This window comes from Flavobacterium sp. CG_9.1, assembly GCF_015751645.1.
Lineage (GTDB): Bacteria > Bacteroidota > Bacteroidia > Flavobacteriales > Flavobacteriaceae > Flavobacterium > Flavobacterium xanthum.
Window position 1 is genome coordinate 1 of record NZ_JADOVC010000046.1, and the last position, 17780, is coordinate 17780.

At 32.7% G+C, this 17780-nt stretch carries 14 protein-coding genes; 11 read left to right on the forward strand and 3 right to left on the reverse strand.

The genetic code is table 11. The features are described from left to right. The first annotated feature begins 259 nt into the window (after positions 1-259). The 3 genes from IWX83_RS16285 (at position 260) to IWX83_RS16295 (ending at position 3098) form a co-directional block, all read left to right on the forward strand. Positions 260-427 (forward strand): hypothetical protein, encoded by a 168-nt coding sequence (locus IWX83_RS16285; RefSeq protein WP_196831230.1) that lies wholly within the window; start codon positions 260-262, stop codon positions 425-427. Positions 428-564: 137 nt separating this feature from the next. Continuing rightward, complete coding sequence (locus IWX83_RS16290; RefSeq protein ID WP_196831231.1) at positions 565-1761, forward strand: SAVED domain-containing protein; 1197 nt, start codon at positions 565-567, stop codon at positions 1759-1761. Then, complete coding sequence (locus IWX83_RS16295) at positions 1758-3098, forward strand: cyclic GMP-AMP synthase DncV-like nucleotidyltransferase (RefSeq protein ID WP_196831232.1); 1341 nt, start codon at positions 1758-1760, stop codon at positions 3096-3098. The genes IWX83_RS16290 and IWX83_RS16295 overlap by 4 nt, the downstream gene beginning before the upstream one ends. A gap of 577 nt (positions 3099-3675) precedes the next feature. Here the strand turns inward: IWX83_RS16295 and IWX83_RS16300 are convergent. Continuing rightward, positions 3676-4737 carry a hypothetical protein gene (locus IWX83_RS16300; protein WP_196831233.1) on the reverse strand — a complete coding sequence of 354 codons (1062 nt, stop codon included), beginning with the start codon at positions 4735-4737 and terminating at the stop codon, positions 3676-3678. A gap of 70 nt (positions 4738-4807) precedes the next feature. Between IWX83_RS16300 and IWX83_RS16305 the strand changes: the two genes are divergently transcribed. The 5 genes from IWX83_RS16305 (at position 4808) to IWX83_RS16325 (ending at position 8465) form a co-directional block, all read left to right on the forward strand. Beyond that, positions 4808-5032 carry a hypothetical protein gene (locus IWX83_RS16305; protein ID WP_196831234.1) on the forward strand — a complete coding sequence of 75 codons (225 nt, stop codon included), beginning with the start codon at positions 4808-4810 and terminating at the stop codon, positions 5030-5032. Positions 5033-5350: 318 nt separating this feature from the next. Further along, a complete protein-coding gene (locus IWX83_RS16310; protein WP_231380073.1) occupies positions 5351-6550 on the forward strand; it encodes a hypothetical protein in 1200 nt (399 codons plus the stop codon). Positions 6551-6581: 31 nt separating this feature from the next. Further along, positions 6582-7115: a hypothetical protein gene (locus IWX83_RS16315; RefSeq protein ID WP_196831236.1), complete on the forward strand. Its 534-nt coding sequence runs from the start codon at positions 6582-6584 to the stop codon at positions 7113-7115. A gap of 40 nt (positions 7116-7155) precedes the next feature. Next, positions 7156-7821, forward strand: a complete 666-nt coding sequence (locus IWX83_RS16320; RefSeq protein ID WP_196831237.1) for a hypothetical protein — start codon at positions 7156-7158, stop codon at positions 7819-7821. 23 nt (positions 7822-7844) lie between these two features. Further along, a complete protein-coding gene (locus tag IWX83_RS16325; protein ID WP_196831238.1) occupies positions 7845-8465 on the forward strand; it encodes a hypothetical protein in 621 nt (206 codons plus the stop codon). A gap of 64 nt (positions 8466-8529) precedes the next feature. Here IWX83_RS16325 and IWX83_RS16330 read toward each other — a convergent pair whose 3' ends face one another. Next, positions 8530-13785: an ATP-binding protein gene (locus IWX83_RS16330; RefSeq protein ID WP_196831239.1), complete on the reverse strand. Its 5256-nt coding sequence runs from the start codon at positions 13783-13785 to the stop codon at positions 8530-8532. Positions 13786-13953: 168 nt separating this feature from the next. Here IWX83_RS16330 and IWX83_RS16335 point away from each other — a divergent pair, with 168 nt between their 5' ends. Further along, complete coding sequence (locus IWX83_RS16335) at positions 13954-14631, forward strand: hypothetical protein (protein ID WP_196831240.1); 678 nt, start codon at positions 13954-13956, stop codon at positions 14629-14631. Between the two features lie 113 nt (positions 14632-14744). On the opposite strand, the gene IWX83_RS16340 is transcribed toward IWX83_RS16335, so the two are convergent. Then, entirely contained in the window at positions 14745-15806 is a 1062-nt protein-coding gene (locus IWX83_RS16340; RefSeq protein ID WP_196831241.1) for an HNH endonuclease domain-containing protein, read from the reverse strand. Between the two features lie 124 nt (positions 15807-15930). On the opposite strand from IWX83_RS16340, the gene IWX83_RS16345 reads away from it, so the two are divergent. Together IWX83_RS16345 and IWX83_RS16350 are read left to right on the forward strand one after the other, a co-directional pair. Further along, positions 15931-16515, forward strand: coding sequence for a hypothetical protein (locus IWX83_RS16345; RefSeq protein WP_231380074.1), 585 nt, complete (start codon positions 15931-15933; stop codon positions 16513-16515). After that, entirely contained in the window at positions 16508-17458 is a 951-nt protein-coding gene (locus tag IWX83_RS16350) for a nucleotidyl transferase AbiEii/AbiGii toxin family protein (RefSeq protein WP_196831242.1), read from the forward strand. Before IWX83_RS16345 ends, IWX83_RS16350 begins: the two co-directional genes overlap by 8 nt. Positions 17459-17780 lie beyond the last annotated feature (322 nt).

The following is a 17780-nucleotide window of genomic DNA, read 5'->3' on the forward strand; positions in this document are numbered from 1 at the left end:
CTAATTTAAGTTTAAAAAGTGGCATATCTTCAACCGGAATCCGTACCTCTTTTTTACTGGAAAGAGTGGCACATCATCAACTGGTTTATCCATTTATCTTCGAACAGGTATTTATACCTGCTGATTTATGTAAGTTAATTGATAAGTTTTAAAGCATTAATAAAATTTTAGGAATCACGGTTTTCCGTAAGGAAGCTATAAATTAAATACTAACATTTGTTTCATTGTTTAAGTACAATTAAAGTAATCAAAATTCAATATGGCAAAAAGTAGAGGTTTCTCAATTTATCTATTAAAGGATACATTTTTACCAGAAAATGCATTGAAAGACGACCATAATATTCAATTATTATTGGAAGAAGGCACAAACCTTCCTATTAATACAGTAATGTATATAGCAGATACTCCCGGAAATGCACTTTGGTAGAAAAACTATTGGGAATAAAAAGAAACTTACATCAAGTTCAAAAGAGAAGTGTTTTTTCTTCCAGTTGACGAATCAAACCGTTTTTCCATAATAGCTAAAAATATCAAGTAAATTAACTTTTCATAAATTGATGTCTCATGAGTAAAAAAAATAAAAAAATAGAACTTAAAGATCATATTATAGAGACAAGACCACCTATTAAAGATGTGGATAAACTGAAATTATGGGTACGTTCTGGAGGGCGATGTGTAATCTGTAATAAATACCTACTTGATCTTAATTACGATGTTTCCATAGGTGAAATGGCGCATGTCGTAGGATGGAGTAAAGCGAAAAAATCCCCAAGAGGTGAAGTAGAACTCGCTTTGGAGAATAGGAACACTGTTGACAATCTTATTCTGTTATGTGCAGACCATCATAAAATTGTAGACACGAAAGAGTTGCTGGAAGAATTTACATTAGAACGTCTTATACAACATAAAACCGATCATGAACAAAGAGTACATCACTTGACAGATCTTCAAATCGATTCAGAAAGCTTGGTGTTAAGGATGTTAGGAGGAATAAGAGGTGCAACAGTAGAAGTTTCGAAAGAACATGCCCGAAATGTTGTTTTTAATAGTGAGCGAAAATTTGCATTGTTTATCAATAGCTTTGACAAGCATGGCATTGAAATAGATTTAAATGCCATGCCAGACCCCGAAGAAAATTGGGAAAGTTACTGGTCAATGGGGAAAAGCATCATTGATAAAAGCTTGCACCCACTTATGGAAGGAGTTAAAAAAGGTCAAGTGCGTCACCTATCTGTTTTTGCTATGAGCCGTATTCCCCTTTTAGTGTATCTTGGTTATAAACTAGATGATAAAATTCCAACTTCCCTATACCAGAAACACCGTGGAGATAAAGAAACCTGGATGTGGTCAGAAGAAGTCAAAACTGAAAATTTTGAAATTGTTAAACTAAGAGAACATGCCTCTGAAAATGTTGCAGTAATACTTTCTTTAAGTGGGAGTATTAATCCTGACGATTTACCACAAGACATTTTAGAAAGCTGTAATTTATATGAGATTAAACCTATTGGAACAATCCCCAACCGCAATATTTTAAGAAATAAAGCATCATATGAAAACTTTAATAAAACTTATCATGAGTTTTTGAGCCAACTTGAAATAGCACACAAATCCTGCACACAAATCCATCTCTTTCCAGCTATACCGGTTACAGGTGCACTTACTTGTGGTCGTGGATTAATGCGTGATGTACAACCCGCCATAACAGTTTATGACCGGAGCGGAACTACTTATAAACCAACACTAACAGTAAATTCAAAATGAAATTAACGAACTACTTTAAAAGCTTTCTTGACAATGATGTCAACCTAAACTCTACCAGAATTACATCGTTGGATGAAAGGACGGAAACCATTACTAATTTATTGAGAGAAAGCGAAAACTTTAAGAATAACTTTCTTGATGTAATTCCGCAGGGATCATATGCGCATAAGACGATTATTAAGCCTGTTAAAGCTTCCCTCGATTTTGATGCTGACATATTACTGTATCTCGAAGAGTATTCAGATTTAGAAGCAAAAGATTATGTTCAGGAACTTTATCAATTTTTCAGGCACAATAGCATATACAAGGACAAGGTAAGCAGGAAAACCCGTTGTGTTACGATTCAATATGCCAATGATTTCCATATTGATGTTGTTCCATTTTTAGAACGGCATGGAGAAAAATTCGTTACAAACCGTCATGATAATACTTTTGAACGTACAAACCCAGAGAAATATACAGAATGGCTTGACGAACGCAACCGAATAACAAAGCATAACTTTGTTAAAGTTATACGTCTTTTAAAATATATCCGTGACTATAAGCAAACCTTTGCCATTAAGTCCATCATCCTAAATACACTGTTGGGTGAACAGGTAAACGATGCCGCATTATTAGAGGACGAAAATTGCTACGGTGATGTTCCGACGACATTGTATACGGTTATGAAAAAATTAAAGACATATGTTCAGGGTCATGAGTACATGCCAACTATATCTGATCCGGGAGAAACAGGAGAGAATTTTGGGGATCGCTGGCACCAGAAAGGTTGGGAAGTATTCCGGTCGAAAATGATCTATTACAGCGATAAAATTAGTGAAGCATATGAGGAAACGGACAAAGAAAAAAGTCTGAGTAAGTGGCAGGAAATATTCGGGGAATGTTTTAAAAAGCCAGAAGCGAAAGATGAAGTAAGTTCAAATGAATCTAACAGAAATCTTGTATCTTATAATAATACTGAACAGCAAATTGCAGATTTGGGATTTCCACTACAGGTTAATCCAATTTATAAAGTGCGTATAAGCGGACGGGTGAACAAAAAAATAGGCCACAGACATTACGAATTGAGTACACAAGGAAATAAGGTAGGCCGGAACAGACAGATTACCTTTACCTTGAAGAATTTTAATATACCACCTCCCTTCGCTATTTATTGGAAAACATTGAATCGGGGAGAATATGCTGTTGACTGCAATTGTATTAGAGGCCAAATTAATGAAGGTGGAACAACCCATCAGGAACCAACAAGCTTTAAAGGAAACCATTTTGTTGAATGCTATATTGTAAAGGATAGTATTTGTGTTGCCAAAGATCGCCAGTCGGTAATTATTGTATAATTTGCTCCGTTGAAGATGGCGACGATCTCCCTCATAGCATGTGTCTAAATGCATACAAAATTAAGAGTAAAAGTTATAGAATAACTCTTTCAACTTTTACTCTTGTTTTTTTTAGGTAAGCCCGAAAAACACCAGTGGAATTTAAGAATAGGAATTAAAACAATAAGTTATATTAAATGAATTATAAATATCTAAACAAAAAAAAAGGAACACCTCATATTCGACAAATCATTGGATTACAACTTTCTGATTTAGCAATTCAACATTAAAGTTAAAAATATTCTAAGATGACATCTATTTGTTCTTGTTTTTGACTTAACAAATCTAATAATGGCTTTTTTTCCATTGTTTTTTTTATATGATTTTAAATAATTCTGCTAATATTTCTTTACTTTTTTTACCTGTTGCTTAATAAATATATTTATTCTTAGTGACTCAAACTGAAAACATAAATGAAAAACCATTCAGTAAAAAATAATTAGAAAAAGAAGTAAATAAGCTTAGTGTTTTAATTCTAAAGCAAAATAACAGCAAAGATAAAAAGGTTAATAGTGTGGGTGGTAAAGAGGATGTTTTTTCACAATCCTCCCATCGTATCCCTCCAGTCTTTTATGTCATGTTCTTTTATAAAATCAGTGCTAAATTTTTCCCATCTGTCAAAATTAAAATCATTACCAGATTTTAATACTTCATCATACTTATCCTTCAGTTGCCTAGTAATATAGGTTATAGAGTGTTTTCCAGTGATGGTCATAATATCTGTAAAAATAGATTTAAATTCGTTATCATTTAAAACATAGTTATTACATAGTTCGTTTAAAACCTCTTGTATTTCTTGATGTAGTCTCTCTATTCTTCGTTCTTTTTCAAAACCTTTTGCTATGATTGAGATATGATTTTCTATACTAAGCAAATTCATTTGAGTTATCTTCAGCTCTTTAATCTTTTCTACTACATAACCCTTTAAACAAGAACGTATAATTTCGCCAGATGGGGAAATTTTTAGTTTTAAATCCTTATTTGTTATCTCATATCCACCCCCTGCCCCCATACTTCTATTTCTCTTTTCTTCTACTTTTAATTCTAAAGGTGCAAATTCTAGCAACCCCCAATTTAAAAACTCAGCGCTATCACACTCCTTCATTATATATGAATTGGTATCTGACTTTATAAACCATATTAAATCTTTAACCATACATTTTTCAATTACTAGAGAACATTTTAGAAAATCCTCCCAGTCAATACTACGACTATGAACTGCAATAGAAAGTTTGCCCATAATTTCAGATTTTTCATGGTCATCACATTCGTTTATTATGTAAAGAAGTTTCTCGCCTACTTTAATTCTATAACTTTTAGAATTATCGATCTCCGATATGACTTTTTCACGCTCATGTGCAGGAATTTCATTAACCTGAGTAATGAAATAAAGCAACTTTTTCATTAACAGCATTTCACTTATTTTCATTCCCGTTTTGCCAATTCCAATAATAGAACTAATTATGGGAATATCTTTTAAAATTCCATCTTCTAATAAAGTATCGAGAAATACCTCAGACCACTCTGTAGTCACTCCTTGCAAATCTGAATTTTTCAAAGTATCCGTCAATGATGTTGCTAAATTTGAAATGCTAGTCATAATTTTGGTATTTTATTAAATCCAAAATAAAATAAAATACTACATTTATGATTAAACCAATGAATTAAATATGTCACCACTAGAAAAGATAATTGAAGATATAGAACACCTCGGTACTCCAACATCTAGATTTGTTGAGTTTCTTCTAAAAAACGAAGAATATAAAAGAGCTAATACTGATAAAGCAAAATGGAAAGAAATACATATAATATCGCAACAGTACAAAAATGTTTTTAATGACGGTGGATATGATGAACTAAGGAAAATATACAAAGACCGATATCCTCATCTATAAGGATGATTATTGAATTACAACTTTCTGATTTAGTAATTCAACATTAAAGTTAATTTTTGCATTTAAAGCTTTAAATACTTTAATAATTGTATCAAATCTTGCATCAGTTAAACTGTTTTCAATTTTTGATATTTGCGCTTTATTTACAGAACTAATTGATGTTACAATCTTAGAAAGAAACAATTTAATTGATACTGATGTCGTAACATATTCAAATTATGCATGGCAACTAAGTGATAATTTAGAAAGTTTAGCCGATTTAGTAAGTCGAAAGTAATGATTACTTTAGCTACTAATCCTTATACCTTGAATTCAAGTATGAAAAAAGTTATCATTCTGGGAGCTGGTGCTTCCAAAAGTTACGAAGGCTCAAAAACGGGCGTTAAGATGCCAATTGCTAATGATTTTTTTGAAACCTTTAGGAAACTGGATATTGCTAGAAATCCTTGGGTTCTAATTGGTGAGTTACTGCATTATATTTCAGAAATGAATAATGCTGATATATTAGATTTTCTAAACTATAATGGAGATATTGAAACATTACATACAGAGATACAGGAAAAATTATATCAAGAATTACAGCGAAAAAATTTCAAGTTAGGCCCTGACAACATCACAGTAATAAAATCTTATAATCAACTTATTTTTTTGTTTATAAGCGTAATTAATGAAATTCAAAATGGCTCAATTTCAGAATCCCATATTGCATTAGCAAAACAACTCAATGATGAAGATTCAATTATAACATTTAACTGGGATACATTAATGGATAGGGCATTAAAAGAAACTTCAGATTGGAATACCGATTTTGGCTACTTTGTAAGTCCAGTAGCAATCTTTAGAAATACATGGAAAAATGTAGATGACAACAAAAAATCTTTAAGCTTTCCGGTTTTATTAAAATTACATGGGTCAAGTAATTGGTTAACGAGTCATAATCTACCCGAAAACGGAAAAATGGAGTTAATGCAGGAAATAGACCCTGATAAATTCTTTATATATGAAAGTACTGTAAATCCATATGATAGTTTTGCTGGAAAATTTATGGACGGATATGAGGATTTCTCATATGGGTATTATCCGCCAAATTTACCTATACAAGGTAAATCTGCACCTGATGGTATGCTGATAATGTCATTTAGAATAAAAAACCCTCTTGCTCCAGAAGGAATGTCTAATAGCTCTGGTCTGACAGCTATGCCATTGATAATTCCACCTGTAAAACATAAAGAATATGATTCATTTGGAGATTTATTTCACGATTTGTGGACAGAAGCAAGGGATAGATTGGTTAGTGCAGATAAAATTTATATAATTGGTTATTCATTTCCTATTACAGATCTCCGATCAGACAAATTATTTACCTCTGCTTTTAAGAAACGGAAAGATTACCCTGAGATAATTATTCTTAATCCAAATCCAGATGATATATTCGACAGGTTTCACAATCAGTTTGGTGTTCCAAAAAATAAAATAAAAGTCATCAAAGATTATTTCAATAAGGATTTCATATTATAACATCAACATCATCTAACAAAACATGAGGATCATGGAAGCAATTGACAAAAAAATAACCGCAGTACATGTTGAATTATACGATTATGCACAATCTTTGATATTTGAGCAACTATGTGAATTCTCAATGAATAATCTTGAAATTATACCTTGGGAAAAATTAAATTTTCAGGGGTTGTATTTAGTAGAGATTAAGAATGATTTAAAATATGATGCATTTAAAGAATGGTCTGAAGAATTTTGTTTTAGATGGCAAGATCCACTCTATGTGAAACGATGGGTTTCAAACCCCAAAAAAATGCGGCTCACTAAACACACTGAATTAAAAGAATGGATTCCTCTATATATCGGCAAATCAAAAAAAATTAAAAATAGGCTTTACGAGCATATTCACCTAAAGTTAGAACAGCCTACTACAGGCTTAAAACTTAAGGCAAGAGAGAATATGCAAAATGAAATTTTTAGAGTTAGCTTTATAAATATCCCAACACAAAATTATGATTGGGTAATGCCTAAATTTGAAAAAATTCTAAGAGATAGAATCAACCCAATTATCGGCAGGCAGTAATAAATTATATAATAAATTTAAATAATTTCCGCTTGAATATATGAAAAACAACTTGCCTAAAATATGCTATTGGTGTGGTATTGAGTTAACATCTGAAACTCAAAAAAGAGAACATGTTCCACCTTTTACATTCTTCCCAAAAGGTTTTAGGGAAAATCTTGTAACAGTTCCTTCCTGTGTTGAGCACAATAATAAATACTCTTCCTTGGATGAAAAATTTCAGATTTTTATCAAAATGTTTGGTACCAACGAAATTGCAGTTAATGATTTTAATGATAGGGTTATCCGTGGTTTAGATCGAAAAGAAAAAGAGTCTTTCGTCAAAGACTTAAATAATAAAAGTTCTGTAGTAAAGATAAACGGCAAAAGAAATCTTTTAGTTGAACTGAATCATGAGGAATCACAGCTTTTCATTGAAAAGATTATTAGGGGAATATATTTTTACCATAAAGAAAAACCCGCAAATGGAATTATCCAGAGCGTTACCAAATTTATTCACAGAGAAGTTTTAAATAATCCTGCAATAGTTGAGTACTTACTTGAAGATGTGCATCCGCAACTGTTTACACAAGGCTATTTTAGGAACCCGGAGGTGTTTAGTTATAAATTTTTAGAAGCACAGGACACATTTGCTGTCATAATGAACTTTTACAATGAAGTTGAATTTATAGGTTGGGTTTTCCCTGAAGACTTTTCATTTGATTAACCTGCCATTTGGCAATTTTTTATATGAAGCAACCTAAAATCCATACTATTAAGAGTTCCGACACTTCTGACATTACAGAACAGATTTCAGAAGCATATTGGCAAAATGTTGAGGGACTATTTACCTATCGTGTTGATGAACTGGCCAAAAGATTTGAGTTATCCGCAAAGGAAATTTCAGCTATTGCAGCAAATAATAAGTCATACATTGATTTTGGCCAATGTAAGTCATGCGGTAGCAAAAATATAACCAAAATAGAAAACAGGACGAGGGCAAATCAAGTTTTAGAGAATCTATTTTATTATTTTTATTGTGAAACATGCAGGAAAAGCGCAAATGATTTTTGTAAAAAGCTTGATGATAAGCAAACTAAAATTGTTTGGATGAGACTATGTTATAAGTATCAATTATGGGAGGAACTTAATAAAGATGAAATGAATTTTCTCAAAGCAATTTATTATTTAAAAACCTGGAATCGGATATACCATGAAATCATTAAATTAGATTTAGATTATAGCTTTAAGATTCTTTTCAAGCTTGATAAAATACATCTGATTTACTACATCAAGGACGAATTAACCGGTCAGGTTGAAATAAAAATGCTTGAAAATTTGAAAAACCTAATTAAAAATAAATCGATTTGAAGTTATTATCAAATATTGAACATTTTATTTAATCGTTTTGTGCTGCCATCCAAAAGTAAATAACTTATGACAACAACCTTTCTTGTAACTCAAGTCCAATAGCATTCTGCCTTGCAACAAGGAACGTTACTATTTCTTTAAAATTCTTTAAAATAGTACCGTCACTATTTATCATTTCTTTGTGGTCTTCCCAAAGAAAACTTGCTGTTGTGGCTAATGAATCTTCATATTTAAAATCTACTCGTACAAAACCTTTAGGGGTTTCTAGTTTATCTGCGGCCTTTCTTAAATTCAGGTAGCTGTTTATTATTTCAAGTCCGTCTTTTATAACTGTAAGGCCTGGTTTTGTTTTTAGAATGTATATTATTTTATAAATAATATCTTGATTACCAACATGCTTTTGCGCCCATTTAATATTTTCCGGAACTATTCTCGCAAAGAAATCCAAATAATCTTCATTTTTCCAATAAGGGCGAATGGTATCGGTCAAACCCATTAAAACTTCCCATATTTCCTTTCTGTCATATCTCCCTTTTAAAGTCCAGGTATCGCAGGAATGAGCGTGAGCAATCATCTTAAGCCATTCTTCAAAAAAAGCACTGTGTCTTTCCTTTTTTGCAATGTTAAAAGTGAAGAAACTCATGCAAAAATAATCTATCCAGCTACCGGCCGAATAACCATAATCAAAAATAGGCTTCCAATAGCTTTCAGGTTCCAAATTGTCTTCCACTTTAATTTCCGATATAAATTCAGTTATACGATCCATAGCCCAAAAATGAAAGCTATTCGGAGAATCCCTGCGCTGTTCTAAATCAGTTCTGACTTCTCCCAATTCGAAAATGATTTGATTCACAATCTGTATCCAGAATGACAGCACATAACTACGTTCTTCGTTATCAATTGTGTTGAGTCTCGGAATTGAGTCAAAGACATGCTTAATCATTTCCACATCAATTCCAGATTCATTTTCAGTTCCGGCATCTGTGTCATATCCCCAGTTTCTCCTTTTCCTTTTTGGTAAAGCAGGTCTTAGTTCTGACCAATCGATTAATGTTCTGCTTGTCATGTTATTGATAAAATCATTTAAAATCGCTTCTGCATGCTTATTGAGATTAAAACCTTTAAGTTCTTTTCCAAATTTGCCCGTCGTTGCTTTAGCATAATCTTTCCTATTGTCTTTATCTAATGCCAGGCTCCATAAAATTGCGAAATTTTGAACTTGTATAAATTCCTCATGACTCCATTTTAGGTGTTTAGATATCAATGAGAACAAAAGTTCTAAAGTAGCATACGACGATTTAAGGATTAAAACCCCAAGTAGTCTCCTAAAAATTTTGTTAGGGAAATCATTTGTCCAAAGTAACGCTAAAATCCTGGCGGTAAACGCCTGCCATGAATGTCCTAAATCGGCTTGCATGATATCATGCCTGTTTACCGAAAATTTAGTTAGGACATCGTTCGTGTAATCCACAATCCATTTTAAGTGTTCAGGGTGTGTATCAATCCATTGTCTGTTCGAAATTAAAATAGCACATCCTCCCAAAGCTGATTGGTGCTTGCCATAAATATGCGAATAGGGATCATCATCATCTAATTTAGAAAAATCCTGCACTTTTACCCATAGTTGATCACATTCATCCAATGAATACTTTTTTTCCTTCTCAAGTTCCTGAAAGCACTGGAACGGAAATGTGAATATATCGTTACTTTCCGACATATCTTCACGTGCCTTTTTATATTTTATTGTTAATTCTTCAGGTTCCTGATATTGAAAATAATGATGGCCCTCATGCTCTACAACTACGTAATTATTAATATTATAATAATTTATTAAGTTATTTAAATAGACGATTGTCGATCCTTCCGACTCAATTTGGTTAAGTAAGGTTTTCCATGACTCAACTATTGGAATATAGTAATCCCTTAAATCTTTGTTGTTTATATATAAAGAAAGTGAAACGCTTTGAATAGAGGTTTTTCGATGCGGCATTTCATGCCATTCCTTCGCCAAATTCCATGTCGTCTTACCCAAAGTAACCGCTCCCATCATTTGATGCCCTTCAACACCATGTCCACCATAATGAAGGGACTTTTCCAATTCATAAAGAGTAAATTCCTGTAACAAGGGTTTCAATTCTTTAAGAAATAAGGTTGTATTATATTTTCCAATAGAAACTAGGATACCCAGATAAGCCAGTGAATTTCCCTTTTCCAAAATAAATTCAATGTAATCTGAGATTGGTTCTTGTGCATCGATTTGGTCGATAAGGAATTTTTCCAAAGCCATTAGCGCACTAACGATACTGTGCGGCACACCGGTCGAGTCCCTAAACCAAAAATATACCCTGGAGTCACCAATGTATTCATGGCCTGTACTATTAATATTTATAGTGATTTTTGGAATTTCTTTGTGCTCATGGGTAAACTTGTTTGTCCATTGCTGTGTAGCGAAATTAACAAGCGTTACTATAAAATCTATCCCAACTTTTGGTTGGTTCTTTAAAAAATATAAAAACGGTCCTCTCGTGTAAAACGGAGGAAACCATCCATGTGGCTCGTTAATATCCAAATCATAATTATGGTCATATCCAAAAGAAACTTCTTCTGGAGCTTCAATAAATAATGCAAGTAAAATCTCTTTCGCTGATTCAGGAAAAGAATTTATGACTGGATTTAAAGCACTGTCTTCAGTGCAAATTTTTTCAAAAGCGCTATCTGGGCTCTCATAGGGTCCATCAGGCCATTGAATCTTATCTCTTATCTTAAAACCCCTGAAAATAGAATGTGGTTCGTCATCGCTCGTATACTCTTGCTTCTTTTCTTGTCTGTCAACTTTAATGCGTTTACATAATTTTAATGACAGATCAATAACCTCTGTAGGGAATTCATTAACCGCCAAAAGCATTACTTTATAAGTCAGTTCATCAGCATCACCTCGCACATAACCACCACTATTGAATTTAAATTCAAACATCCTCTTGGCATTTTCGACAGCTATTTCAGAGCATTCCTCTCTGTATGGGAAATCTGTGGGTGTATAGTCAAGCCAAATTTTAGTAATTTCTGCAGCTTCCCTTCCTACAAGTGTTAATACTTCAGATTTGTAGAAATAAATGAATTTTAAAACTTCTCCCCAATAAAAGTGGCTTGGAGTCCTGTTGTAGGTAGATGCTTGAGCTATGGTATAACCGCCCAGTTCTTTTGCAATTTTTAATACATTCTGATTTGGCAGTGTAGCTTTTATTAAAAACAGTTCCAAAAATCTTTTTAGAAGTTCACCATTATTGAGTTGGAAAAAATTCCAAAGAGCCAATAAATGGGTATACGTCGACGCAGAAAAGATAATAGACTCAAGAAGTAAATCCTGGATTATCTTTTCTTTGGCATCTATGGTGCCCAATGTTTTAAATAACTTAATCCACTCTGACGCATCACTTTTTTTATCCAGTAAGTAAATACCGTATAATCGAATCGCCTTACACCATAAAGGAGATAAAAGTTCTTTAGTCTGCAGGTAACCTTTTACATTGGTATTATTACCCCGTATAAGTTTATATCTTGCCCAATCTCCAAACAAATCATGTGTCAGGTAAAGTTTATCTTCATTCTCAACAAAAATTTTACTCTGTTTTAGTACGTCCACAGGGTTGGATTCTGCAATGCTAAAATCTGATAAGGCAATGCCTATGCTAAGGCTTTCAGCCTGCTTTTCCGAAAATTCTTTGACAAACCTGGAACTTGCTGCACCTTTAGATTCTATTTCTTCCTTCCATATCCAATCAATAATAGTAGATTCTCCAATAAAATCAGATTCTGAAATAGTGGCATCTTGCATTAAATTATAGGCCAGTAAATCCAGGTATTTTAAATTGTTCAGGATCGGTCGTAAATGAACATGCTTAAACAATTCCGACAATTTTGGAAAATGAGATATCAATTCGGATTTATTGGTGTATGAATCATTATCCAATCGAAAAGAAATGGAATTTAAGACTATGTTTATTCTGTAAAACCTTTCCAAAACATCGTTAAAATCATCAGTCTGGCAAGTAAAAATAATCTTCCACGGAGATGTAGTATTACCCGCAATAGAAAGGACAGGATAAAGTAAATTCAATTCAGCTTCTTTAAAAAACCTGTCTATACCGTCAATAAACAAATATCCGGTTTGTTGCACCTTAGTAAATAAATCGGATAAATCATGTTGAAGCCCAAAGAAGTTTTCCAGGCTTCCTTGTTGAAGGGATTGCGGATCTATCCAAATGTATTTATCGTTTAGTGAAAACTTTTGCTGAATATATTTTTTTGCCAAAACGGATTTACCATAACCTGATTTACCCAAAATAAAAACAGTCCGGTTGTTTTTTAGTAAATTTTCAATTTTATCCAATTCTGTAGAATTAGACAATGTTACTTTATTTCCTATCTTATCTTGAATCGAGTCAATTCTTGATCTACTTTTGGCAATAATTTTATTCCAGTCATGAATATGGTTCGTATAGCCTTTTAATTGAAAATGGTTTTTGAGTTTGTCGATTAATTTTTGGTAATCTAAAAATCCTGATGTTGGTGCCAACTCTCCTCTGAAAGTGCATAAGCTTTTATATAATTGTTGTTCAAGGTTACCGTCAGGAGCAGTTAAACAGTCGGTGCATATAATAATGATCTGGTTTTCATCATTGGAAATTGCATTCTCAAAATCAAATTCAAGCAATAAAAGCCTACCAATGACATTTACAGTTTCGCTTTCATCTATAGTGTGGGATTTCGCTATATCGTCTGGGCAATAAAATCCTTTGTATATTTTTTTTAGGCCTTGGGAAAATGCCTGGTCTCCTTGGTTGATTCTTTGATGAAGTGTTACAGCATCCTGGTTTTGTGAAAACCTGATCAAAGTGTTTAAATCCTTAGAAATCGCTTGTGGTAACTGTGAATTTGCTATACACAGGTAATCGGAATCTTTATTAAAAACAGTCGAATCAATATTCAAATATTGATTCCAAATATCCCTTAAAAGTTCATTATTCGGCCCTTTGGTACTTATTTGGATATTGCTTTTACTGGATATAGCAACTCGGTGTATAGTTGCATTACTATCTTCCATAATCAGTAACAAATCGTCAAATAACCATCCTTCTGGCCTTACTTGGTATTCAATTTTTTTAATCTTGCCCATTTCATGGCCAAAAGGGCTTCTGTCAGCTAAAAAATGAGATATAAACCACGCTGATGCCTTATCTTCAAAAACAAAACCCCCACCTCCAGTTTGTTTTGAGGTAGCAACTTTTCTTATTTCAGTGACTTTTTTGCCTTTTGCCATACTATTTTGAAAGTCAAGTTATTTATACTTATAAATATGTTAAAAACAACTTTTAGTTAGTGGGAAATAGTTTTAATTTATTTTTAACTTAGTGAAATTATAAAACAAGATTATTTATCTTTCCTACAAATATACATTGCTTTTAATTAACTATTAAAATAAACTATTATGGTAACTGATCAACTAAAAATCGATGTAGAAAAATTTTTATTAAAAGATTTTTCTTTTGTAAAGTTCGAGATTTATAATTATTTCAATAATAATAAAATTTATTGGGCACATAGTAAAGCTGTGATATTTCAAAATATGGAATATACTGATAAGGATGCATTTAAAATAATTGATACTATTAAATCTAAAAATTGGGCAGTATACAACGAGAAAAGCACATTAAAATATATAGCAAGTGAATTCAAATTATTCAGTCACATAATTTCTAATCAAAAACACAAAGTTGCTGATATAAAAGTTGCTGTTAAAAGCATTCTTGATAGTGAAAAACTTGTACAAATAATTGAATTTAATCCATTGATTTCAGATTTAATAAATGAGGGACGCCATCGTGTAAAAAATGTTTATCCACAAGAGATAAAATATCGTCAAAATATTAGTGCTAAAATAGGAGATAAAGTTTATCTCTGTGATAGTTCAAATAATATAGCCAATCCTGCTTATGTCATAGGGAATTTTGCAAATAAAAAACTTCATATTGCTTACTTCACCAATTTAAATTCTGATTACATTGAAACACAAAATTTAAAGATTAATGGATGGGCATTAATTGGTGCATCTAAAAATGAAGTAGGTTTAACCCCAGAACAAGCTATTAAAAATCGGATGTGTTAACTTTTCCTAATTTAGTATTGCAATAACCAATTAAAACTAAAAATAGGGTTTAAAGAATTCCAAACGAATACAAAAAATTTGTTTATCCAAATAATTAAAACTTAAGATTCAAGCTAATACAGATATCCAAACCCGTTATTATGCGCTATAGTAACTAATGGCTGTATATTTTCCTTATATTTAGTATAATCAAAGCTATTAGAATTGATCAAATCCGGGTATATAGTCAAATACTCTTCAAGTAATTTACTTTTAGGGCGATGATCATTTATAATTTCAAAGGCAGTTTTCTGAAGATTAAAAAAGCCGTCAAAATGAGTTTCCATAATCGGTAACTTATCGCTTTTCCTAAAGTTAAAACTGGTATCAATCGGTACCAAATTCCAAATCAAATCATGTGATACAAAAGCATGAGGTATAAAATGATCCAATGCGTAGCGGTCAATAGTTAAAGCAGTATTGGTAAAAATACAATCCACAGTTCCAAGTTCCTCAAAAACGACATCCCAGTAGTTCTTACGTTGGTTCGTGAGTGAACCTCTAAATGGAGGTAGTATTAACTTATTGGCAATATCCGGTACATTCGGGTTACGGGTCTGCAAAAACAAAGTCAGGTTCCAATAAATAAAATCCTTTAGTATTTTGGCATTTGCCTTTAAGTAATCAACCCAGTTGGGGTTAATAACAATATGGTCATCATAAAGAGAATACAAACAATCATTTTCAAATACCTGCGAAGAAGTATAAATCCGCTTCCGGTAAGCAACATCATTTTCTCCAGCAACTTTACTAAACCACGGAGATAAAAACCAATGTGGCACATTTTTATTAAAATGGTAAAGGGTTTGTTGTGTCGCCTTGAGTTCAGAGTTTTCTAAAATAGACAATAATAGACTTTTCTTAGTATCTATAGTCATCTGTTCCTGCTCCAATATAGACTGCACTGCCTGCTGTATAAAGTCCTGCTTGCCAAATGATACATGGAAATAATTCACAGTATACCACGCATTACCAATCATCCGTGCAAATAAATGCCGCTTTGGTATTGTTGTCTGTCCTTCCTCAACCAGTTCCAAAATAGCCAAGAACCAATAAAACTTATATGTCGCTGAGGTATTACCAAACGAAGCAGCTAGTTTAAAGACAGGTAGTTTATCCGAATAAGGAAGATTCATAAAATAACGTAATTTGTGGTAGGGCTAAGATAGGAAAAGTAAAATAGAGTCATACAAAAAACATATTGCATGAATTTTCAATAAAAATATATGCAATCAAATATTATTTATTAACTTTGTACTCATGAATAAATTACAGGAATTAAAAAAACATTTAAAACGAGGAAAAGTATACCGTAGGGCTGATTTGTCCAAATGGTCAAAATCCGTTGACCGCCATTTAGATGAGTTGGTACAGGAAGGCACTTTGCAAAAACTGTCACAAGGCTTATACTATTATCCCGAAGTAACAGTCTTTGGAGAAACACCTCCAGAAGAAGTAGTATTGCTGCGCTCTTTTCTCAAAGACAAACGTTTTTTGGTAACTTCCTTAAATGCTTATAATTCTCTGGGAGTAGGAACCACACAGCTATACAACAGCAAAACGGTTTACAACCACAAACGTCATGGAGATTTCAACCTCGGCGGTATGACATTTTCATTTAGGGTGAAACCTCATTTCCCATTAAAAGCCACCCCCGAATTTTTATTGGTAGACCTGTTAAACAATCTCGACCAATTAGCTGAAGACCCAAAAGAAGTAGTGTCAAAAGTGAGATTGAAAGCAAAAACAATGGATGCTAAAAAACTAAAAAAATCACTTCAGGAATACGGCAGTGTTAAAGCAAAGAAATTGTTGGAACCTGTTATAACAGCACAATATGTCTGACTACTTACACAACCACAAAAACTTCCGTGACCTGCTCCGTATTGTAGGAGCAGAATTAAATATTGAGCCTGGGCTTGTCGAAAAAGACTATTGGATTACGCATGTGTTATACGGGCTAAAAGAGCAAGGGTTTCAATTCGAACTCAAAGGAGGTACTTCTCTATCCAAAGGATATGGAATTATACACCGTTTTTCCGAAGACATCGACATCCATATCAAACCACCGGCTGAAATGGAAATAAATGAAAACCCAAACAACAATAAGACCCGGAATATTCAAAAAAGAAAAGACTTTTATGATGGGTTGGCAAATGAAATAAAAATAAACGGAATCATAGCAGTAAAAAGAGATGAAACATTTGACGACCTAAGGCAATACCGTAGTGGAGGCATACGATTACATTATGAGAGTATGACAGAAACCATTGAAGGAGTTAAAGAAGGAATTTTACTGGAAGTTGGATTTGACACGGTAACACCAAACAATCCTCTAACAATATCGTCTTGGGCATACAAAAAAGCAATACAGCAAAAAGTAGACATAATTGACAATCGTGCTGTAGATATTGCCTGCTATCACATTGGGTATACTTTTGTCGAAAAATTACAAACAATTGCAACCAAATATAGGCAGGAGCAGGAAGACAAAGTAGAAAGGCAAAATTTGATGCGTCAGTACTATGATGTCTACAGCCTGTTAAAAGATGATACAGTTAAAGCATTCATAGGTACGGAAGAATATCAGAAACACAAAGAAGCTCGTTTTCCTCCCAAAGACTATGAAATACCCATTGCCGATAATGAGGCTTTTTTACTAAAGAACAAGGAACTCAGGGAACGATTTATAGAACGATATAAAAAAACGGCAAAATTATATTATAAAGGTCAACCCGACTTTAACGAACTACTTGCTGAAATTAATAAATGGGTTGAGAAATTGTAGTTTTCTAAATTAAGTCATGCTCTTTAATAATTTTAAATCTAAATATTTCATTTGCGATTTACTACATACTGTGTAGTAAATCGCAAATAAAAAAAAAGAGGTTCAATAACCCGTTCAATCATTGAACATATTAATTTCAACCCTTTTTTGATTGGTATTTTTATTTCATTATATTTGCTATGGACGGATTCGAAAATTTGCAAGCCAAAATTAAGGAGCAAAAGCGATGTTTTGACCCCTATAAAACAAGAGTATTATTCTAAATTTCGATTTTTAATTACGCTGTTAATTTTTTCATCATTATTAAGTGTTTATCAGAGTT